This window comes from Streptomyces sp. NPDC093598, assembly GCF_044764825.1.
Classification (GTDB): Bacteria; Actinomycetota; Actinomycetes; order Streptomycetales; family Streptomycetaceae; genus Streptomyces.
In genome coordinates this window covers 59,262-79,868 of sequence record NZ_JBIWIV010000007.1, presented here as the reverse complement: position 1 = coordinate 79,868, position 20,607 = coordinate 59,262, and the positions used below count along the sequence as shown (strand labels likewise).

At 72.7% G+C, this 20,607-nt stretch carries 19 protein-coding genes and 3 pseudogenes; 12 read left to right on the top strand and 10 right to left on the bottom strand.

The genetic code is table 11. The annotated features are described in order from the left end of the window. Positions 1–91 precede the first annotated feature (91 nt). Complete coding sequence (locus ACIRDU_RS21975) at positions 92–391, top strand: SDR family oxidoreductase (RefSeq protein WP_403581874.1); 300 nt, start codon at positions 92–94, stop codon at positions 389–391. A 26-nt stretch (positions 392–417) separates the two neighbouring features. Here the strand turns inward: ACIRDU_RS21975 and ACIRDU_RS21970 are convergent, their stop codons facing one another. Then, entirely contained in the window at positions 418–1,113 is a 696-nt protein-coding gene (locus tag ACIRDU_RS21970) for a GntR family transcriptional regulator (protein ID WP_403581872.1), read from the bottom strand. Between the two features lie 95 nt (positions 1,114–1,208). Between ACIRDU_RS21970 and ACIRDU_RS21965 the strand changes: the two are divergent. Next, positions 1,209–1,454: pseudogene (locus ACIRDU_RS21965) on the top strand (serine hydroxymethyltransferase); the annotation flags it as partial. 84 nt (positions 1,455–1,538) lie between these two features. Here the strand turns inward: ACIRDU_RS21965 and ACIRDU_RS21960 are convergent. Further along, positions 1,539–1,676: pseudogene (locus ACIRDU_RS21960) on the bottom strand (serine hydroxymethyltransferase); the annotation flags it as partial. Here ACIRDU_RS21960 and ACIRDU_RS21955 point away from each other — a divergent pair. The 6 genes from ACIRDU_RS21955 to purU are packed head-to-tail and all read left to right on the top strand — an operon-like array spanning position 1,623 to position 8,059. After that, positions 1,623–2,252 carry a hypothetical protein gene (locus ACIRDU_RS21955; protein WP_403582215.1) on the top strand — a complete coding sequence of 210 codons (630 nt, stop codon included), beginning with the start codon at positions 1,623–1,625 and terminating at the stop codon, positions 2,250–2,252. The pseudogene ACIRDU_RS21960 and the gene ACIRDU_RS21955 sit on opposite strands and share 54 nt — an antisense overlap. Further along, positions 2,249–3,469 (top strand): sarcosine oxidase subunit beta family protein, encoded by a 1,221-nt coding sequence (locus ACIRDU_RS21950; RefSeq protein WP_403581870.1) that lies wholly within the window; start codon positions 2,249–2,251, stop codon positions 3,467–3,469. Before ACIRDU_RS21955 ends, ACIRDU_RS21950 begins: the two co-directional genes overlap by 4 nt. Before the next feature lie 10 nt (positions 3,470–3,479). Beyond that, entirely contained in the window at positions 3,480–3,761 is a 282-nt protein-coding gene (locus tag ACIRDU_RS21945; RefSeq protein ID WP_403581868.1) for a sarcosine oxidase subunit delta, read from the top strand. Further along, the gene (locus ACIRDU_RS21940; protein ID WP_403581867.1) at positions 3,758–6,598 is read left to right on the top strand and encodes a sarcosine oxidase subunit alpha family protein; all 2,841 of its coding nucleotides are present in this window, start codon (positions 3,758–3,760) and stop codon (positions 6,596–6,598) included. Before ACIRDU_RS21945 ends, ACIRDU_RS21940 begins: the two co-directional genes overlap by 4 nt. Then, positions 6,591–7,205, top strand: a complete 615-nt coding sequence (locus ACIRDU_RS21935; RefSeq protein ID WP_403581866.1) for a sarcosine oxidase subunit gamma — start codon at positions 6,591–6,593, stop codon at positions 7,203–7,205. Before ACIRDU_RS21940 ends, ACIRDU_RS21935 begins: the two co-directional genes overlap by 8 nt. Then, positions 7,205–8,059: a formyltetrahydrofolate deformylase gene (gene purU / locus ACIRDU_RS21930; RefSeq protein WP_403581864.1), complete on the top strand. Its 855-nt coding sequence runs from the start codon at positions 7,205–7,207 to the stop codon at positions 8,057–8,059. The genes ACIRDU_RS21935 and purU overlap by 1 nt, the downstream gene beginning before the upstream one ends. On the opposite strand, the pseudogene ACIRDU_RS21925 reads toward purU, so the two are convergent. Both ACIRDU_RS21925 and ACIRDU_RS21920 read right to left on the bottom strand, forming a co-directional pair. Beyond that, positions 8,055–8,210: pseudogene (locus ACIRDU_RS21925) on the bottom strand (DUF4442 domain-containing protein); the annotation flags it as partial. The gene purU and the pseudogene ACIRDU_RS21925 sit on opposite strands and share 5 nt — an antisense overlap. A gap of 42 nt (positions 8,211–8,252) precedes the next feature. Further along, positions 8,253–8,879, bottom strand: coding sequence for a LysE family translocator (locus tag ACIRDU_RS21920; protein WP_403581862.1), 627 nt, complete (start codon positions 8,877–8,879; stop codon positions 8,253–8,255). 111 nt (positions 8,880–8,990) lie between these two features. Here ACIRDU_RS21920 and ACIRDU_RS21915 point away from each other — a divergent pair, with 111 nt between their 5' ends. Then, positions 8,991–9,443 carry an Lrp/AsnC family transcriptional regulator gene (locus ACIRDU_RS21915; protein WP_403581861.1) on the top strand — a complete coding sequence of 151 codons (453 nt, stop codon included), beginning with the start codon at positions 8,991–8,993 and terminating at the stop codon, positions 9,441–9,443. A 25-nt stretch (positions 9,444–9,468) separates the two neighbouring features. Here ACIRDU_RS21915 and ACIRDU_RS21910 read toward each other — a convergent pair whose 3' ends face one another. Further along, positions 9,469–10,407 (bottom strand): phosphotransferase family protein, encoded by a 939-nt coding sequence (locus ACIRDU_RS21910; RefSeq protein WP_403581859.1) that lies wholly within the window; start codon positions 10,405–10,407, stop codon positions 9,469–9,471. A gap of 183 nt (positions 10,408–10,590) precedes the next feature. On the opposite strand from ACIRDU_RS21910, the gene ACIRDU_RS21905 reads away from it, so the two are divergent. From ACIRDU_RS21905 to ACIRDU_RS21895, 3 genes are all read left to right on the top strand, one after another. Beyond that, positions 10,591–11,427 carry an alpha/beta fold hydrolase gene (locus ACIRDU_RS21905; RefSeq protein WP_403581857.1) on the top strand — a complete coding sequence of 279 codons (837 nt, stop codon included), beginning with the start codon at positions 10,591–10,593 and terminating at the stop codon, positions 11,425–11,427. A 112-nt stretch (positions 11,428–11,539) separates the two neighbouring features. Beyond that, positions 11,540–12,553, top strand: a complete 1,014-nt coding sequence (locus tag ACIRDU_RS21900) for a helix-turn-helix domain-containing protein (RefSeq protein WP_403581856.1) — start codon at positions 11,540–11,542, stop codon at positions 12,551–12,553. A gap of 47 nt (positions 12,554–12,600) precedes the next feature. After that, entirely contained in the window at positions 12,601–13,263 is a 663-nt protein-coding gene (locus ACIRDU_RS21895; protein ID WP_403581854.1) for a DUF5701 family protein, read from the top strand. Between the two features lie 6 nt (positions 13,264–13,269). On the opposite strand, the gene ACIRDU_RS21890 is transcribed toward ACIRDU_RS21895, so the two are convergent. The 5 genes from ACIRDU_RS21890 to ACIRDU_RS21870 form a co-directional block, all read right to left on the bottom strand. Continuing rightward, a complete protein-coding gene (locus ACIRDU_RS21890; protein ID WP_403581853.1) occupies positions 13,270–15,594 on the bottom strand; it encodes a helix-turn-helix domain-containing protein in 2,325 nt (774 codons plus the stop codon). Between the two features lie 255 nt (positions 15,595–15,849). Then, entirely contained in the window at positions 15,850–16,950 is a 1,101-nt protein-coding gene (locus ACIRDU_RS21885; RefSeq protein ID WP_403581852.1) for an AI-2E family transporter, read from the bottom strand. 310 nt (positions 16,951–17,260) lie between these two features. Next, positions 17,261–18,049: a polysaccharide deacetylase family protein gene (locus tag ACIRDU_RS21880; RefSeq protein WP_403581851.1), complete on the bottom strand. Its 789-nt coding sequence runs from the start codon at positions 18,047–18,049 to the stop codon at positions 17,261–17,263. 215 nt (positions 18,050–18,264) lie between these two features. After that, positions 18,265–18,480: a hypothetical protein gene (locus ACIRDU_RS21875; RefSeq protein ID WP_403581850.1), complete on the bottom strand. Its 216-nt coding sequence runs from the start codon at positions 18,478–18,480 to the stop codon at positions 18,265–18,267. A 188-nt stretch (positions 18,481–18,668) separates the two neighbouring features. Next, a complete protein-coding gene (locus ACIRDU_RS21870) occupies positions 18,669–20,579 on the bottom strand; it encodes an SMI1/KNR4 family protein (RefSeq protein ID WP_403581848.1) in 1,911 nt (636 codons plus the stop codon). Positions 20,580–20,607: the final 28 nt, after the last annotated feature.

Here is a 20,607-nt window from a genome sequence, read left to right as displayed (position 1 = left end):
CGGCATTCCGGACCGGGCAAGGACGGCGTGGCCGGTGCAGCGGGCCGCGCCGTGGACAACACCGGCAAAGGGGCGTTCAAGACGAACGTCGATGATCGACTACGCGGCGTCCAAAGCCGCGCTGATCACTCCCACCAAGTCGGTCGCCGTGCACCTGGCCGAGCGGGGCGTGCGTGCCAACGTGGTCGCGCCGGGCCCGCCCTGGACACCCCTCAACGAGGCGGACCCGCACATGCCGCCGGACGGGCTCGCCCACATCGGCAGCGAGGCCCCTCTGGAACGCGCGGCGCAACCCGAGGAGATCGCGCCGACCTACGTCGTCTCGCCTCCGACGCCGACTTCTCTGCACCGATTGTCCCGCTACCGACTCGCTGCGGCTCGTCTGCCGTGAGCCACTGCGGCGACCAGCGAAGACGCTCAGATGGCCGCGCGGATCGCCTGCTCGAAGCCGTCGACGTGACCGCGGGCGAGCCGCGCCGCCTTCTCCGGGTCACCCGCGACGATCGCCTCGATCAGCGGCCCGTGCTCCTCGACATGGCCCGCCATGTCGGACAGGCGGTCCAGGAACAGGCACCAGATGCGGGTGGCGAGGTTGTCGTGGCGGACGAGGGTGTCCTCCAGGTACGGGTTGTGCGCGGCGGCGTAGACGGCGCGGTGGACCTGGAGGTCGAGGTGCATCAGCTCGGTGGGGTCCTGCCGGGCGGAGTGCGCGCTCTCCAGTTCCTCCCGCAGGGCCGTCAGGACCGCCCGGTCCGCCGCCGTGGCGCGTCGCGCGGCCTGGGCGGCGGCCAGGGGCTCCAGCTCCTGGCGCACCTCGGAGATATGGGCCAGGTCGGTGATGTTGACCTCGGTGGCGAAGGTGCCGCGCCGGGGGTAGGTCGTGATCAGGCGCTCGTACTGGAGCCGCTTCAGCGCCTCGCGCACCGGCGTCCGCCCGACGCCGAGGGACTGCGCGAGCTGTTCCTCGTGGATCGGCGCGCCCGGGCGGATCTCGAGCATGACGAGCCGGTCGCGGATGGCGCGGTAGGCGCGCTCGGCGAGGGACAGCTCCTCGCCCCCGGGCTCCCCACCACGGGGATCCCCGCTTCTCGGCTCGGTCGCCAGCTGCTGCATGAATGCCCCCTTGACCTGTCCGGCGAGCTCCCATACCGTACCGCACAGTCTGATATATCAGTCGCGCATCAGTTGCCTCCCAGGATGGTGCACCCATGGCAACCAGCCCGTCGACCAGCACATTCGCCACCCCCCTCGCCCTCCCGCTCAACGAACTGGACCCGGACGTCGCCGCTGCCGTGACGGCCGAGCTGCACCGCCGGCAGTCGACGCCGGAGATGATCGCCTCGGAGAAGTCCGCCCCGGCCGCCGTGCCGGAGGCCCAGGGCTCGGTCCTGACCCACACGTACGCCGAGGGCCACCCGGGCCGCCGCCCCTACGGCGGCTGCGCACACGTCGACGAGGTCGAGCGGCCGGCCCTCGCCCACCGGCCGAGGATGATCGTCGCCGGCTGGTCGGCCTACCCGCGACAGCTGGACTTCGCCGAGAGCCTTGTGGGTGGTGGTCGTGACGACATCGGCGTAGGGCACCGGGTTCGGGTGCAGCCCGGCGGCGACCAGCCCGGCGAAGTGCGCCATGTCCACCATCAGGTACGCGCCCACCGTGTCGGCGATCCGCCGGAACGCGGCGGCCCGCGCGGCGGGGTGATCCTCAGCCGGGCCGGCCTCGCCAGGAAGATCGACTCGGCGGTCTTCCCGGGCCGGCAGTGCGGCCCGCTGCAGCACGTGATCGCCGCGAAGGCGGTGGCCTTCAAGGGGGCGGCGGGCGAGGAGTTCAGGAAGCGTCAGCGGCGCACGCTGCGGGGCGCGAAGATCCTCGCCGGACGGCTGCTGGCCGACGACGTCGCCGAGGCCGGGATCACCGTCCCGACCGGTGGCACCGAAGTCCACCTGGTCCTCGTCGACCTGAGGAACTCGGAGTTCGAGGGAAAGCAGGCCGAGGACCGGCTGCACCGCATCGGCGTCACCGTCAACCGCAACGCGGTGCCGTTCGACCCCCGCCCGCCGACGGTGTCGTCGGGACTGCGTATCGGCACCCCGGCCCTGGCCACCCGCGGCTTCGGCGCGACGGAGTTCCGGGAGGTCGCCGACATCGTCGCCGAGGCACTGAAGGGCGAACAGCCGGACGACGAACTGCGCGGACGCGTCGGCGAACTCGCCGCAGCCTTCCCCCTCTCCATGGACGGAGCCCCGGCATGACCGCCCGACCGCTGCCGGAGCACCCGGACTTCCTCTGGCGCAACCCCGAGCCGCGTTCCTCGTACGACGTCGTCATCGTCGGCGCGGGCGGCCACGGCCTCGCCACCGCCTACTACCTCGCGAAGAACCACGGCATCAACAAGGTGGCCGTCCTGGAGAAGGGCTGGCTGGCCGGCGGCAACATGGCCCGCAACACCACGATCATCCGCTCCAACTACCTCTGGGACGAGAGCGCCGCGATCTACGAGCACGCGCTCAAGCTGTGGGAGCGGCTCCCCGAAGAACTCGACTACGACTTCCTGTTCAGCCAGCGCGGTGTCCTCAACCTCGCCCACACCCTCCAGGACGTCCGCGAGGGCGTGCGCCGGGTGAACGCCAACCGTCTCAACGGGGTCGACGCCGAGTGGCTCGAACCGGACGAGGTCGCCAAGGTCTGCCCCATCCTCAACGTCTCGCCCCGCACCCGCCATCCGGTCCTCGGCGGCACCTTCCAGCCCCGGGCCGGCATCGCCAAGCACGACCACGTCGCCTGGGCGCTGGCCCGCCGCGCCGACGAGCTGGGCGTGGACCTGATCCAGGGCTGCGAGGTCACCGGCTTCCTCAAGGACGGCGACCGGGTCGTGGGCGTCGACACCAACCGGGGGCGCATCCACGCCGGCCGGGTCGGCCTCGCGGCGGCCGGGCACAGCAGCGTGCTCGCCGAACGGGCGGGCGTACGACTGCCGGTGCAGTCGCACCCGCTCCAGGCGCTGGTCTCGGAACTGCACGAGCCGGTGCACCCGACGGTCGTCATGTCGAACCATGTGCACGTGTACGTCTCCCAGGCCCACAAGGGCGAGCTGGTGATGGGCGCCGGCGTGGACTCCTACAACGGGTACGGCCAGCGCGGCTCGTTCCACGTCATCGAGCGGCAGATGGCCGCCGCCGTGGAGCTGTTCCCGATCTTCGCGCGGGCGCATGTGCTGCGGACCTGGGGCGGCATCGTCGACGTCACCCCGGACGCCTCGCCGATCATCGGCAGCACCCCGGTGGAGGGCCTGTACGTCAACTGCGGCTGGGGGACCGGCGGCTTCAAGGCGACTCCGGCGGCCGGCTGGACCTTCGCTCACACCATCGCCACGGGCCGGCCGCACCCGCTGAACGCCCCCTTCGCCCTCGACCGTTTCGCGACGGGCGCGTTGATCGACGAGCACGGCGCCGCGGCCGTGGCCCACTGAGGAGGACACCGTGCTGTTGATCACCTGCCCATGGTGCGGCCCGCGGGACGAGACCGAGTACCACTACGGCGGACAGGCCCACGTCCCCCACCCCGAGAACCCCGCCGAGCTCACCGACGAGCAGTGGGCCGAGTACGTCTTCTACCGCGACAACCCCAAGGGGCTTTTCGCCGAGCGATGGGCGCACAGCACCGGCTGCCGCCGCTGGTTCAACGTGCTGCGCGACACCGTCACCCACGAGGTGCTGACCACCTACCGGCTCGACGAGCCGCGCCCCGGAGGTACCCGATGAGCGACCAGCGCTTCCGGCTGCCGCGGGGCGGCCGTGTCGATCGCGGCACCCTGCTGCGCTTCACCGTCGACGGACGGGAGTCGACCGGGCACCCCGGTGACACCCTCGCCTCCGCGATGCTGGCGAACGGGCTCGTCGAGGTCGCCCCCTCGCTCTACCGCGGCCGCCCGCGCGGCATCGTCGCCGCGGGCGTCGAGGAACCCAACGCCTTGGTGCAACTGGACGGTTCCTGCTCGGAGGGCATGCTGCCCGCGACGACCGTGGAGCTTTACGACGGCCTGTCCGCCACCACCCTGTCCGGAATGGGCCGGCTCGACCCCGCCCCGGACCCCGCCGTCTACGACAAGAAGTACGTCCACACCGACGTCCTGGTCGTCGGCGCGGGTCCGGCCGGACTCGCGGCCGCCGCCGCAGCCGCCGGGTCCGGCGCCCGGGTGATCCTCGTCGACGACCAGCCGGAGCGCGGCGGCGCACTGCACTCCGGCACCGAGTGGGTCGCGGAGATCCGCGCCACGCTCGACTCCGCCCCCGAGGTCGTCGTACTGCGGCGCACCACGGCCTTCGGGTCGTACGACGACAACTACGTGCTCGCCCTCCAGCGCCGGACCGACCATCTCGGAGCCGCCGCTCCCGCGGGTGTCTCGCGCCAGCGGCTCTGGCACATCCGGGCCCGCCAGGTGGTGCTGGCGACCGGCGCGCACGAGCGGCCGCTGGTCTTCGCCGGCAACGACCGGCCCGGGGTGATGCTCTCCTCGGCCGTGCGGACCTACCTCAACCGGTACGCCGTGGCCGCCGGTTCGCGGGCCGTGGTGAGCACGAACAACGACAGCGCCTACGACACCGTCGCCGACCTGTACGCGGCCGGGATCGGCATCGCCGCCGTGGTGGACGCGCGGCCCGAACTGTCCCGACGGGCCGCCGAGGTCGCCGGGGCGACCGCGGTGCGGGTGCTGACAGGCAGCGCGGTGGTCGGCACGGCGGGCTCCGGCCGGCTCACCGGAGTCACCGTCCAGGGGCTCGACGAGAACGGGCAACTCAGCGGCGGCCGGGAGGCGTTCGACTGCGACCTGCTCGCCGTATCGGGCGGATGGAGCCCGGTGGTGCATCTGCACAGCCAGCGGCAGGGGCGGCTGCGCTGGGACGAGGAACTGGTCGCCTTCGTGCCCGACGGTGCCGTGCGGGACCAGCAGGTCGTCGGCGCGGCGCGCGGGACGTACGACCTCGACGGCTGCCGGGCCGAGGGGGCGAGGGCGGGCGCGCTGGCCGCGACGCAGGCCGGGTTCCCGGTCGCCGTACCGCCCGAGGGCGCGCGGCTCCCGGCCGGCCCGACACGCGCCCTGTGGCTGGTGCCCGCCCCCGACGGCGAACCCGCCACCTGGGACAGCCACTTCGTCGACCTCCAGCGCGATGTCACCGTCGCCGACGTCCGGCGGTCCACCGCAGCAGGCATGCGAGGCGTCGAGCACGTCAAGCGCTACACCTCCCTCGGCACCGCGAACGACCAGGGCAAGACCTCCGGCGTCAACGCCATCGGCGTCATCGCCGAGGTGCTCGGCGGTTCACTCGGGGAGATCGGCACCACCGCCTACCGGGCGCCGTACACTCCGGTCGCCTTCGCCGCCCTGGCCGGGCGCGAGCGCGGCGAGCTGTTCGACCCGGAGCGGACCACGCCCCTGCACAGGTGGCATGTGGCGCACGGCGCCGAGTTCGAGGACGTCGGGCAGTGGAAGCGCCCCCGGTACTACCCCCGGCCCGGTGAGGACATGGACGCCGCCGTGGCCCGCGAGTGCCGGGCGGCCCGTGAGGGCGTGGCGTTCATGGACGCCTCCACCCTCGGCAAGATCGAGATCCGGGGCGCGGACGCGGGCGAGTTCCTCAACCGCATCTACACCAACGCCTTCAAGAAGCTGAAGCCCGGCATGGCCCGCTACGGCGTGATGTGCAAGCCCGACGGCATGATCTTCGACGACGGTGTGACGCTCCGCCTGGACGACGACCGCTACTTCATGACCACCACGACCGGCGGTGCCGCCGGCGTCCTGGACTGGCTGGAGGAGTGGCTCCAGACCGAGTGGCCCGAACTCGACGTGCACTGCACCTCGGTGACCGAGCAGTGGTCGACCATCGCCGTCGTGGGACCGAAGTCCCGGGAGGTCGTCGCCCGGCTCGCGCCCGGCCTCGACCTGACCGCCGACGCCTTCCCCTTCATGGCCTTCCGCGAGACCACCCTCGCCTCCGGCATCCCGTCCCGCGTCTGCCGGATCTCCTTCTCCGGCGAACTGGCCTACGAGATCAACGTCTCGGGCTGGTACGGCCCGGCCGTCTGGGAGCAGGTGCACGAGGCCGGGCAGCCGTACGGCATCACCCCGTACGGCACCGAGACCATGCACGTGCTGCGGGCCGAGAAGGGCTACATCATCGTCGGGCAGGACACCGACGGCACCGTCACCCCGCAGGACGCGGGCATGTCCTGGGTGGTCTCGAAGCAGAAGGACTTCATCGGCAAGCGGTCCTTCTCCCGCGCCGACACCGCCCGCAGCGACCGCAAGCACCTGGTCGGTCTGCTGCCGAGCGACCGCACGACCAGGCTGCCCGAGGGCACCCAACTCGTCGCCCCGGGCACCACCTTGGAGACCGTGCCCGTGCCGATGCTCGGCCACGTCACCTCCAGCTATCACAGCCCGGCCCTCGGCCGCCCCTTCGCCCTGGCCCTGGTCGCCGGCGGGCGGGCCAGGATCGGCGAGACCCTCCTCGCACCGGTGGGCGAGGACCTGGTGCCCGTCGAGGTGGCCGACTGCGTCCTCTACGACCCCGAAGGGACCAAGCGAGATGGCTGAGCGGACGATCCCCCCGAACGTGACGGCCCTGCGCATAAGTCCCCTGGCCGGCCTGGCGGAGCGGATGCGCGCCGCCGCCGTCACCGGCGCCCGGGGTGTCACGCTGAGGGAGCTGCCGTTCCTCGGCATGGTGAACGTGCGCGTCGACCCCGCCTCCCAAGCGGCCGGCCGTATCGAGACGGCGCTGGGGGCGACGCTGCCGCACCGGTGCGGTGACACCACCGCGTCCGGGCCCCGCACGGTCGTCTGGCTGGGGCCCGACGAGTGGCTCGTGCTCTCCCCGTCCGACGAGACCGCCGCCTTGCGGGAGGCACTGGGGCCGGACCCGGGGTCGGTCGTGGACGTCTCCGCGAACCGCACCACGCTGGAGCTCAGCGGCCCGTCCGCCCGGCAGGTGCTGGAGAAGGGCTGCCCGCTGGACCTGCATCCCCGGGCCTTCGGTCCGGGCCGGGCGGTGTCGACCACGGTGGGCCCCGTCGCCGTACTGCTCTGGCAGACCGACGACGCGCCGACGTACCGGCTGCTGCCGCGCTCCTCGTACGCCGACTACCTGGGGCGCTGGGTCATCGACGCGATGAGCGAGTTCCGTGGACCGGAGGTGCCGTGATGGAACCGGCCGAGTACGTGCTCACCCTCGACTGCCCCGAGTCGCCCGGCATCGTCGCCGCCGTCTCGCGGTTCCTGCTCGACCACGGCAGCGACATCATCGACAACCACCAGTTCGGTGACCGCAGGGACGGCCACTTCTTCATGCGGGTGCGCTTCGCAGCGCCCGGAGAGGACGCCGAAGAGCTCCTGCGCCGCGCATTCGCCGCCGTGGCCGAGCCGTTCGCCATGCGCTGGCACCTCGAACCGGTCAGCACCCGCCGCCGCGTACTGATCATGGTGTCCCGCTACGACCACTGCCTCAACGACCTGCTCTTCCGCACCCGCAGCGGGGACCTGCCCATCGACGTGGTCGCGGTGGTCTCCAACCACCGCGACCACGAGGCGCTGGTCACCTGGCACGGCATCCCGTTCTTCCACGTGCCGGTCACCGCGGCGGCCAAGCCCGAGGCCGAGGCCCGGCTCCTCGGCATCGTCGACGCGTTCGACGTCGACCTGGTCGTACTGGCGCGCTACATGCAGGTGCTCTCCGACGACCTGTGCACCCGGCTGCCCGGCCGGATGATCAACATCCACCACTCGTTCCTGCCGAGTTTCAAGGGCGCCAAGCCCTACCACCAGGCGCACGAGCGCGGCGTCAAACTGGTCGGCGCCACCGCCCACTACGTCACCGCGGACCTCGACGAGGGCCCGATCATCGCCCAGGAGGTCATCGACGTCGACCACAGCCACACGCCCGAAGAGCTCGCCGCCATCGGCCGCGACGCGGAGTCGGCGGCCCTGGCCCGGGCGGTCCGCTGGCACTGCGAAGGCCGGGTGTTCGTCCAGGGCCGGCGCACGGTGATCCTGCGGTGAACGCCGCGTACCCGCCCGCGCTGTCCGCGATCGCGCTGGTCGCTGCCGCGTGGAAGCAGCCGTGCTGCCGGGTGGCTTCGGGGCGGCCCGGCAGCCCGATGTGGACGCGGCCGGGTGCGATCCGGGTGATCCTGACGCCGGGGTGGGCCATCAGTCCTCGTGCTCTCCTTCGACAGGGGGCCGCTCGGGTCCGTCAGCCTGCCAGGCGTTCCACGAGCAGGAACCCGCCGATGACGATCATCATGGCGCCGGAGGCACGGGTCACCGCCCGGGCCGCGGAGGGCCTGGTCCGCAGGACCGTGCGGGCCAGCACTCCGACGGTGAGGTAGACGACGGCGCAGGCGGTCATGTGCAGCGAGCCGAGCAGGCCGGTCTGGCCCGCCACCGGCCAGGCGCCCGCGGGGTCGATGAACTGCGGGAACAGGGAGAAGTAGAGCAGCAGCGCCTTGGGGTTCAGCCCGCTGATCCCGATTCCCCTGAGCATGACCCGCATACGGGAGGCGCCCTCGGTGCCCACTTCCTCCTCGGAGGCCGTCAGGGCGGCCGGCTGCCGCAGTACCCCCCAGCCGAGCCACACGAGATAGCCGGCGCCGGCCAGGGTCAGCGCGGTGAGCAGGGTCGCCGAGCTCGCCACGATCACCACCAGGCCCGCGATGGCGAGCAGGGTGTACCCCGCGTACCCGGCGACCAGCCCGGCGACCGCCGGCACGACCGACCGGTCCCGCAGGCCTGCCGTGATCGTGTAGGCCCAGTCCGCGCCGGGGGTGAATATCAGCAGCAGATCCACTGCCAGGAAGGCCGCCAGCGTGGTCGTGTCCATCGATCGTTCCCTCTCACATGCTGTGGTGCGAGAGGAAGGCTAGGCCGGATCGACCCGAAGGTGTTCCCTTCTTTACTCCTTGATCGCGGTATGTGGGGCAGAATCTTCTCCATGGATGCCCTGGACCGGAGAATTCTTACCGAGCTTCAGCTGGACGGCCGTCTCACGGTCACCGAGCTGGCCGCCCGCGTGAAACTGAGCGTCTCGCCCTGCCACCGCAGACTGCGCGACCTCGAACGCGAGGGTGCGATCCGCGGATACCGCGCGGTGGTCGATCCGGCCGCGGTGGGCCTCAACTTCGAGGCCCTCGTCTTCGTCACCCTGCGCTGGGAGGACGCCGACACCGTCTCCGCGTTCGAAGAGGCGGTGGCCGCCGTCCCGCACGTGCTCCAGGCCCAGCGCCTCTTCGGCGACCCCGACTACCTCCTGCGCGTCGCCACCACCGATCTGGCCGCCTTCCAGGAGCTCTACGACCGGCAGCTCGCCCGGCTCCCCGGCGTCCAGCGCATCAACTCCACCCTCGTCATGAAGCACATCGTCGACGACCGCCCCCTGCCCGAGTGAGCGGCCTGCGCGCGTGCGGCCGGCCTCAGCCGCCCAGCCCCGCGGCGAACGGCATCGACCGCCACTGCTCGACGGCCGGCTTCAGCGCGTCCACCAGCAGGGGCAACTGCGGCGCGAGCGCGAGGCACGCCACCGCGCGGGACATGCCCACCGCGTTGACGACCCGCAGCACGTCCCGGTCCAGCCGGCGCAGCCCCAGGCGCCCGGCGGCCGCGTCGTACGCGGCCTCGCACTCGGGGCCGAAGGCCGCCAGGTCCCACTCGACCGGACCGAGCGTGGTCAGTTCGAAGTCGGAGTACAGCTCGCTGCCCGGGCCGGAGACGATGTTGGCCGCCGGGGCGTCCCCGTGGATCGGCTGGACGTCGATGCCGGGGAACACCGCCTCGAACCCCGCGCGGGAGGCGACGACCGGCTCCAGCACCTTCCACTCCCGCCGCGCCCGGTCGACGTCGGCCGGCGCCAGCAGATCGGGGCGCCCTTCGAGCGCGGCAAGCCCCTCGGAGACGAACCGCGGTTCGGCCGCCGACAGGAACGGCAGCTCACCCGGGTAGGCGCGCAGCGCGGCATGCAGGCCGGCGACCAGGCCGGCGTGGTGCACGAAGTCGGGCTCGGCGCTCTGGTCCAGCTCCACGAACTGCCAGAACGTCATCGAGAACCCGTCACGCCGCACGGGCTCGCGCGGCACGAGCGGACTGGGCGCAATCACCGGGTGCCCCTGATCCGCGAGCCACCCCACCACGTCCAGCTCCAGCCGCTGCCGGGCAGCCTGGGAGTCGGCGTCGGCGTACGACGGCAGGACGGTCGGCACCCTGACCACCACGGGCGACGGCGCCAGGTGCACCACGACGGAGAACACGTCGTAGAGGACCCTCGCACCGGCCACGTCGAGCCCCAGATCACGCCCTGCCGCGACGGCGGCGGCGAGGGCACGGGATGTGCGGGCGGAGATCTGATCAGGTGTCATGAACCCATCCATGGAGGCGATGGTGTCACGCCGGCCTCGAGGACGCACCCGGTCGAGGACCACCGGCAGCAGGTGCGCCCCCGGTCAACAACCCGTGCGCTGCAGCGCAATCGGCCGGACCGTGCCCGCCCTAGCGTGGCCGGGTCCCTTGCATCGAGCCGCTCGGAAACGAGGAAGCAGCACATGCCGTACATCACCGTGGGCCAGGAGAACTCCACCGCCATCGACCTGTACTACGAGGACCACGGATCCGGGCAGCCGGTCGTCCTCATCCACGGCTTCCCGCTCGACGGGCACTCCTGGGAGCGGCAGAGCGCCGTGCTGCTCGCCGCCGGCTACCGCGTGATCACCTACGACCGGCGCGGTTTCGGGCAGTCCGCTCAGCCGACGACCGGCTACGACTACGACACCTTCGCGGCCGACCTGAAGACCGTGATGGAAACCCTCGACCTGCGCGACGCCGTCCTCGTCGGGTTCTCGATGGGCACCGGCGAGGTCGCCCGGTACGTGTCCAGGTACGGCTCGGCCCGGGTCGCCAAGGTCGCCTTCCTCGCCTCCCTGGAGCCCTGCCTGCTCAAGTCCGACGACAACCCGGACGGGGTCGCCCCCAAGGAGTTCTTCGACGGGGTCGTCGCAGCGGTGAAGGCCGACCGCTATGCCTACTACACGGACTTCTACAAGGACTTCTACAACCTCGACGAGAACCTCGGCATCCGGATCAGCGAGGAGGCCGTCCGCCACAGCTGGGACGTCGCCGCGGGCGGCGGCTTCTTCGCCGCGTCCGCCGCGCCCGCGACCTGGTACACCGACTTCCGCGCCGACATCCCGGCGATCGACGTGCCCGCGCTGATCCTGCACGGCACGGGGGACCGCATCCTGCCCGTGGAGGGGACCGCGCGACCGTTCCACAACGCCCTTCCGGCCGCGGACTACGTGGAGATCGAGGGCGCCCCGCACGGTCTGCTCTGGACCCACGCGGACGAGGTCAACTCGGCGCTGCTCGCCTTCCTGGCGAAGTGATCGGATTCTTCCTCCGATTCTTCCTGGACTGCCCCGGGGCGGGATGGTGACATCGTCAAGGCCGGCAGCGGATCCCACCCGCCGGCCCTTGATGATGCTCAGGGGGAACCAGGTGCCCGTCGTCCTTTCCACCGCGTCACTGCCGGCGGCCGACCGGGGTGAGCGCTGGCACGACGCGGTGTCCCGCACCTTCATCCCGCTCGACGTGCGCCTCCTCGAGGACGCCCCGTCGCCCGGCAGCATCGTCAGCGAGCGGCTGGGCTCCTTACGGGTTTCGCAGGTCCAGGCGGGCCCGCAGGTCGTGACGCGCAGCAGACGGCTGATCGCCCGGGACGGGAAGGAGCACCTCATCCTCACCCTTCAGCAGCGAGGCAGCGCCATCAAGGAGCAGGACGGGAGACAGGCCCGTATCGGGCCGGGCGACTTCTCCCTCTCCGACTCCTCCCGGCTGTTCCGGAAGGAGGTGCAGGACGCGTTCTCCTTCACCTCCTTCCACTTCCCTCGTGAGGATCTCCGGGTGCGCGACGAGGATCTGCGGGCGCTGACCGCCACGGCGTTCTCCGGCCGCGAGGGCAGCGCCGCCCTGGTCGGGACGTACTTCGCGCGCCTGGCACGTGAGGCGGCGCATCTCGACGCCTGCGCCGGCCGCCAGTTCGCCGCCACGGCGCTCGACCTGCTGGCGCTGCTGATCAACGAGCGGCGCGGCCGCTTCACCCCCCAGGCTCCCGAGACCGCCGCGGCCACCCTCGTGCGCGTCAAGGACCACATCCTGCGCCACCTCGCCGACCCCGGCCTGGCACCGCCCGGGATCGCCGCCGCGCACCGCATGTCGGTCCGCTACCTGCACAAGCTGTTCCAGTCGGAGGGCATGACGGTGGGGGAGTGGATCCGGACGCAGCGGCTGGAGCGGTGCCGCCGGGATCTGCTGCGCCCCCCGGCCCTGGGGCCCGGGGTCGCGGCCGTCGCCCGGCGCTGGGGGTTCACGAGCCCCAGCCACTTCAGCCGCGCCTTCCGCGCGGCCTACGGGATGACGCCCCGCGCTTGGCGGATGCACGGCCTGTCCGGCGAAGGGGAGACGGACCCGGCGGAGCGGGAACGTCCCGGCACACCGGCTCGTTGCCCGTGAGTCCGACCGCGTCCGAGTTCGCCCATGTCGCCGACCCAGGGAGCATCGTGCCCGACACCACGCCCGACACGTCCACCGTCCTGCCCGCACTCCCGGCCCTGAGCGCGCAGGCCGAGCGGCTGATCGGGCTGGGGGTGCACGAGACCGCCGGGCTGTCCGCCGACGAGATCCGCACCTTCGCCGCCGGGGCCGGGGCCGATGGTGACGGCGCCCTGCTGGCCGTGCACCCGGACCGAGCCCCCGCCTCCGCCCTCGCGCCGCTGCTCCGCCGCGACGGCAAGCCGGGCTTCGTCGTCGTCGACATGCCCGACGTCGACGAGTTCACGCCCTGCGCCGTCGAACTGCCCGACGCCCCGCTCTACGTCGTCACCGGCATCGACCGCGGCGACCACATGGCCAACTGGTCCCCGGACGAGGCCCTGCCCGCCCTCACCAAGGAGGACCGCACCCCGCTGGTGCTCACCGAGGGTATCCACTGGGTGCTCCAGCAGCCCGAGGCCCTGGAGCGCAACCTCTGCTTCATGACGATCGGCTCCCGGCTGCGCAAGCCCAACGGCACCCTGGACGCCCGCACCCCGGCCATCTGGATCAGCAACGGCACCGGCCGGGACGGCCGCGAGCGCCGCAACGCCCCCAAGGTCGGCTGGTGCTGGTGGAACAACCGGCACACCTGGCTGGGCTTCGCCTCCGCGACGGGCCGCAGGGGCTGAGGCCCGTCACTGCACGAACCGGACGGTGGGCGTCGTCCGGCCCGCGGTCAGTGCGGCAAGGCCCGCCCGGGCCTCGTCCCGCACGTCCGCGGGAACGCGGCTTCCCAGGGCGAGCACGGCGCGGTACTCGGCGGCGGCCTCGGTGCGCTCGCCGAGACGGTCCAGCGCATGGGCCAGGTGCAGGTGCACCTTGCCCGCCTGCTTGTGCCATCCGCGGGCGTCGAACTGCCCGCGGACGGAGCGCAGCGCGTCGACGGCGTCCTCCCACCGGGCCTCGTCGAGATGGACGAACGACACCGCGTAGACGGCGGTCAGGACGGTGAACTCCCCTACGTTGGGCGGGATCCGGTCCCGGTGACGGGGGTCCGCGAGGGCGTCCATGATGCCCCGGAAGGTCTCCACGGCCGCCTGCCCACGCCCCGCCCCGCGCAGTACCCGGATCATCCCGCAGGACACCTGGAGGTAGCCGTTGACGTCGTCCGTCGCGGTGAACAGCTCCATGGCGCGGTGGTAGTGGTCGGCGGCGGCCGTCAGGTCGTCGACGGCGTCCCGCAGCCAGCCGAGATACGCCTCGGCCCATGCCTGCTGGAGGACGTCGCCGGCCGCCCGGGCGAGACCCAGTGCACTCGTGGCCGACTCCACCGCCGCGTCGTGCCGGCGGGCGCAGGCCCAGTACGCCCAGGCGAGGTAGTTGCGGTGGGTCGCCTGCAGAGCGGCGTCCCCCAGCGCCGCCCCGGCCGCGGCGGCACGCTCGTAGATCTCGACCCAGTGGCCCCAGGACACCCAGTGGTCGGAGAACCAGTGCATGGCCTCCGCGACCTCGACGACCCGCGCGTGCTCGCCGTGTTCGGCGGCCTCGCGGAACGCGGCCAGCCAGGTGTCGCCCTCGGCCTTGATCCAGCGCGCCGCCTGCTCACGGTCGTCCAGGGCGACCAGCCGGCCGGGGTCCGCCGGCGGCATCCCGTAGTCCGGCTCGTGCCAGCGGCCGGCGAGGACGGCCGTGTCCAGCAGCCAGTGCCGCAGCCGGGACCGCGCGGCGAGCGACCTCTCCGCTGCGTCCTCGGCGCGGTGACGGGCCGCCGCGTACAGGCGCAGCAGGTCGTGCAGCCGGTAGCGGTCCTGCCGGGACGTCATCAGCAGCCCGGCCTCCAGCAGTTCCTCAAGGAGGTCCTCGGCCTCGGGCAGGGGGACGTCCGCGAGCACGGCGGCCGGGGCCACGCTGAAGTCCCCGGCCGGCAGGAGCGACAGCAGCCGGAACATCCGCGCGGCCTCGGGAGCGAGACGGGAGCAGGACAGCGCGAAGGCGGAGTTGACCCGCACGTCGCCCGCGCTGAGCGCGTCCAGCCTGCGGTCCTCGTCGGCCAGCCGCCCGGCGAGCCGTTCCAGGCTCCAGTTGGCGCGGGTGGCGGCCCAGTTCGCGGCCACCCGCAGCGCCAGCGGCAGATGCCCGCACAGCTCGGTCACGACGTCCGCGGCGGCCGGCTCGGCATCCACCCGCCCGTCGCCCACGACGGCACGCAGCAGGGCAGCGGACTCCCGCCGGCTCAGCGCACCGAGCTCGACGCGCCGCACTCCCTCCAGACCGGTGAGCGTACGGCGGCTCGTCACCACCACGAGCAGCCGCCCCGCGCGCGGCAGCAGGGGCCTGACCTGTGCCTCGCCGCCGGCGTTGTCCAGCACCAGGACCGCGCGCAGCCCGGCGGCGATCTCCTGGTAGCGGGTGAGACGCTCCTCGGCGGTGAGCCGGGCCAGCTCGGCGTCCCCGACGCCCCACGAGCCCAGCAGCCCCGCCACGGCCTGCTCCGCAGACAGCGGCCGCTCGTCCAGACCCCGCATGTCCACCAGGAACGCCCCGTCGGGACAGGACGACGCCGGTTCCTCGGCAAGCCGGACAGCCAGCGAGGTCTTGCCGCTTCCGGGCGGCCCGGACACCACGGCCACCGGCGGCGCGACCCCCCGGCCCTCGGCGGCTTCCCGCGCGAGAGCACGCAGTACGGCCAGTTCCGCCTGCCGGCCGACGAAGTCCCGCACGCCCCTCGGCAGCGAGTGGGGCGAGGCCCTGACGAAGGCGGCGGAGCGCGCCCCGGGTCGGGCCGCGCGGGCGGCCGCGAGGAGGTCCGCGTGCGCCGCCTCGTCCAGGCCCAGGCCCTGGGCGAGCGCGGTGACGGTGCCCCGGTGCGGACGCCGGCTCCGGCCCCGCTCCATGTCACCGATGGCACGCCCCGAGATCCCCGACGCCTCGGCCAGTTCCTCGATCGTCAGCCGGCGGCTCTGCCGTAACGCGCGCAGCATCCGGCCGAACGGCGCCGTGATCCCCACCCCAGTGCCCACCGCGCGATGATACGGCCTGGTCCACTCGTCGCTCCGACGGCTGAGCGAGTGCCGCTGGATCGCCATAGGGTGAGGTCTTGACACCTCCAGGCCCCCTACGGTCACTGCAGGTTGCAGTTGGTCAAGAACACGAGCCTGTACCTGACCGGCGCGAGCGCGGGAGCGCCGCTGACTCCGTCAGAGCGCGCTCTCGGACGGTTCGCAGGACTGGGAGCTGGTCCGGTAGCGCCGGCCGTGGCCGGTGACCTCCCGGGTTCACGCCGGCTCGCCCGTACGGCCGCGCAGCGCCTGGTACACGGACCACACCACGGCCACCAGCGGTACGGCAACGACCGCGCCGATCACCCCGGCGGCGACCGCCCCGCCGACCACCGCCAGGGCAACCACCACCGGGTGCAGCCGAACGGCCCAGCTCATCACGACGGGGTGCAGGAGGTGGCCCTCGATCTGGCCGATGACCACGATCAGGGCCACCACCACCAGGGCGATGAGCGGTCCCTTCGACGCGAGGGCGACGACGGCCGCGATCGCCAGGGCGATGGGCGAGCCGATCAAGGGGATGAACGCGGCCAGGAACTCCAGCAGGGCCAACGGCACGGCGAGCGGCACCCCGAGGGCGAACAGCGCGATGCCCACGAGGACCGCGTTGGTCGCCGCCACCAGCAGGATGCCGTGCGTGTAACCGGTGAAGGTCCGCCAGGCGGCCCCGGCCGCGATCGTGAACCGCTGCCGGGCCCGGCCGGGGAACTGGTCGCACAGCCACTGCCACTGCTTGTCGCCGGAGTGCGTGAAGAAGACCGCGCAGAACAGGGCCAGCGCGAGCACGGTCAGTACCTCGACCAGCCGGCTCGCGCCGCTGAGCGCCGTACTGATGAGGGTGGAGCGGTGGTCCGACAGGAGCTTGCCGATCCGGGACTGGAGATCGTCGAACGCGTCCGCGGGAAGCCGGAAGGGCGGTTCCTCCAGCCGGCGCTCGATCCGGTCGATTCCCGCCACGAACTCCTTCTCCAGCCCGCTCCGCTGATCCGCCACGGTCTCACCCACCAGAGCCAGCGCCCCGAGGACGAGGACGATGCCGCCGATGAGCGCGGCGGCGACCGCGAGCGGCCGGGGCATGAACCTGGCCAGCAGACCGGCCACGGGACGCAGCACCGCGGTGATGACGAGACCGAGGAAGACGGCGACGGCGATCCGGTGGAACTGCCCGAGCACGGAGAACGCGACCCGGACGACGATGCCGACCGCGATGAGCCGCCACGCGTACGCGGCCGCCGTCCGCAGCACACCCGGCACACGCGACTCGGCGTCGTCCAGGCGTGGCAGCGCCGAGGCGGGTGGCTCGGGGGGCGTCGACATCTCATGCCCGTACCACCCCCCGGCCGCCGAACCGCGGAGCCGGCCCGGAATTCCCCCGAAGGCCGTACCGGCCCGGCCGGACGGCGGGGCTCACCGGACAGCGCCGTGCGGCTCAGCGGCACACAGTGGTCTCCGGTCGAGGCGCGCCGGGTCGGCCTGTCGGACTGACCGGCCACGGGCCCGCGTCAGCCGGGGGCGGGAACGCCCACCGGCCGGCGCGGGCCGCGCCCGTCCGTGGAACCTCGGGTCGGCCTCCCCACCCCCCCCGCTTCGGTGGCCCGCGCCCGCCGTCCGGCTCCTCCGGTCGCGCTCAGCGCACGGGGAAACCGAAGGAGTAGCCCTGCTCCTTCAGCCACGGCAGGACCTCCCGCAGCGCCGCCACGGTCTGCGAGCGGTCACCTCCCGCGTCGTGGAAGAGGAGGGTCGGGCCGTTGGAGATCTCGTTCTTGACGGTGGCGACCATGGCGTTCGTGCCGGGGCGTTCGAAGTCCTTGGAGTCGATGTTCCAGCCGAGCGGGCGCATTCCGTGGGACGCGGCGAGGTGACGGCTGTAGGGGGTGAAGGCACCTCCCGGGGCCCGGTAGTACTGGGGGCGGACACCCCCGGACGCCTCGGTGATCATGCGTGCGGCGGTCAGGATCTGCTGGGACTGGTAGGCCTCGGACTTGTGGTCCATGGTGACGTCGTGCGACACCGTGTGGTCACAGAGCCGGTGCCCGGCCGCCACCACCGCCTTGACCAGATCGGGGTGCGCGCGGGCCTGCGTGCCCACCATGCAGAAGGTGGCCTTCACACCGTTGTCCCGCAGCACCCGCAGCACCTGAGGTGTCCAGACGGGGTCAGGTCCGTCGTCGATGGTGATGTTGACGCCACGGGCGCCCCCGTCCGAGGCATGCGCGATGTCCGCCGACACGGGCGCCGCCTTGCGGCCCTGCGGCTGCGACTGGGGCGGAGGCGCCGAGACGCCGGCTCGGGTGGGTCGTCCCTCGGCGGAGCCGAGTTGCGCGTTCCAGAACGAGGTCATGCCGGCCACCGCGGTCACTCCGAGCGCCGCCGCCAGCACTTTGGCGTACCATCCCCGTCCGCCACTTCGCACCATGTGTTCTGTTCCTTCGCCGTCGCCGTGGAGCCCGTGCATACGGCAAGAGGGAGGAAGGAGGCGGGCGGATCCGTCTGTTACCGATCACGGACAATCCGGCTGCCCGGCGGTGTCCGGGCGGCAGGCTCGGTGCGCCGACGGGCAGGGCGTACGCCAGTCGCCGGGCTGGGAAGAGTCCTGTGCGGTGATGGTGGGGCGGCGGTGGGGCCCCTGCGCTAGTCGGACTCGCGCTCCAGGACGCGGCGGGCCGCCTCGGCCTCCGCCGCCGCCGGCGACAGCTCGTCGAGCGTGTCGAGCTCGTCGTCCGCTTCCAGTTCCCGCTCCCAGGCCGCCGCGAGGCTTTCCTGCTCCTCGCGCGGCCTGGAGCCGACAGCTTCACGGTGCTGCGGGTCCAGAGCGGCCAGGAATCGTCCGAGCGGGTCCGTGGGCATACGGGGCTCCTTGTCGTATGGAGGGGGTGCCACCTCGGCCCAGCATGGCTGAACGCCCGCGCGCCGGCCGCTCGACACAGCCGGGGGACACCGCGTTGGCCCCTTCGCCCGCTCGTACCGGCAGACGTGCGGCAGAGCGCGCCGGGGTGCCGACGTCAGGACGTGACCCGCCGCCTTCTCCGGGCGGGTCAGCCCATCCGGATCACCATGTACGTCTCACCGTCCCTGGGCGGACGCGTCCAGGAACGGGTGGTGAACGTGTGCAGCCGCCCGCTGACGATGGCATGACGGGGCAGGAAGACCCCGAATTCCCCGGCCACCGCTTCCAGCAGCGACCGCTCCGTCCCGACGCCGTCCTCCAGGTCACCGAAGAACCTGCTCGGTTCCAGCGCCCGCGGTATCTCCCCGCTCGGCCTGACCTCTCCGTCCACGTAGGTGAAGGAGTACTGCTCGACGCCGTCTCGCGCCACCGAAACATGGAAGAAGGGCTCCTGGCGCCCGGTCCTCAGGCCGCTCCACACCACCACCGCACGGGTGCCGGCGCTGGCGGCGACGGCCGGGGAGACGAACCGCCGCCCGTCGAACGCGGCCGGATCACCGTCGAAGGCGAAGCTCCACCCGGAGCCGGCCCGGCCGACCGCCATGAGAGCCCTGTCGTCGTAGGACGAGAACTCCCTGCGATCGTGCAGCGACCTGCGGCGCGCCTCCCACAGGGTCAGGGGTTCGCTCAGCACCGGGCCGCCCCCGCCCCCGTCCCCGTCCCCGTCCCCCAGCCGTTCGGGCAGCTCCTCCGGCTCCACCCCCTCCACCAGGACGAACCGGTAGGACGTGCGGTTGTTGCCCGGGTCCGGCCCCGCGAGCCACGCCAGGCTGCCCGGGTCGAGCCCGGCCGTCGGCCTCGGTCCCTCGCCGGGCTGCCCGCCCCGGGGAGTGGCCAGCAGTTCCCGGCCCCGCTCCGGGGTCAGCAGCGGCCCGAGCACGGGGTCCGCCACCCAGCCCACAGGGGCCAGGTGGTCCGGTCCCAGCGGCTCCCAGCGGGGCAGAGCCTTGATCAGTGTCCGCCATGCCCCGTCGGTGTCCCCCCACCGCGCCAGCTCCCGCGCTCGCTCGACCGCTTCCCCGAACGGTCCTGCCGCCGTGTACCGATACGTGCCGTTCCGCACCTCGTCCAGCGTCGCGTAAGCCAGCGACACCAGGTCGTCGCCGGCGCCCCTCAGATGGAACGTCAGCGTGGAGTCGTCCCGGTACGAGTGCGCCGCGTGCTCGGCGACCAGCGGCGGCAGCATCTCGGGCGCGTACTGCGGGTCCGTCGCCAGTTCGTCGAAGTGCACCATGTAGGTCTGCCCGAGCAGGCGGCGAATCTGGTCTCCCAGCCCGGCGGCCCGGGGTCTGCCGTACTCCTTGGCCTCGTCCAGCGTCGTGACGGCCCGCTCCCAGTCGCCGCGCAGCGCCTCCAGCCGGGCCTCCTCCATCTGCGCGTCCAGCGCTCGCGTCGTGTCGTTGACGAACACCGGCTCTCCGTCGCTCCGGTGCGCCCGCAGGCTGTGGAACTCCCGGTGCATGTCCCGCATGAACGCGTGGAAGTTCGCGTGCCGCTCGGGCGACTCGGCCCGCCAGCTCGCCCACGTGTACACGGCCCACTCACCGGCCTCGTCCACGTCCTCGGGATCCATGAGGACGTAGGTGGCGTCGGACTCGACGTCGAGCTGGAGCCCGCGCCGCCAGAGGTCCGCCTCCCGCCGCTCCTCGGGTCCTGCGTCCTCGTCCAGGTACTCCTCGAACGTGTCCGCGAGCCCTGACTCGTTGTCGTGCCAGCGCGCGTCCTCGGTCCCCGCCAGCCGCCACACGAACCCGCCGGCGTGCCGCCAGCCGTCGCTGACCTTCAGAAACTCCCGGTACGACGGGGGCATCCGCCGGCCCAGGCGCTCCTCCAGGACCGCGATCCGCTCCTCGGACGCGGGCGGGAACCCCAGCCACCGTGCCTGCCGGGCGGCCTCGTCGTCCTCGCCCCGCGTTTCGCCGTCCGGCAGGGAATCCGCCCACTCCTCACTCCACTTGAGCAGCAAGGACCGCCAGTCGAATGCCGTGGTGTTCGTCATGCGCCCGATGCTGCCACCCGCTACTGAC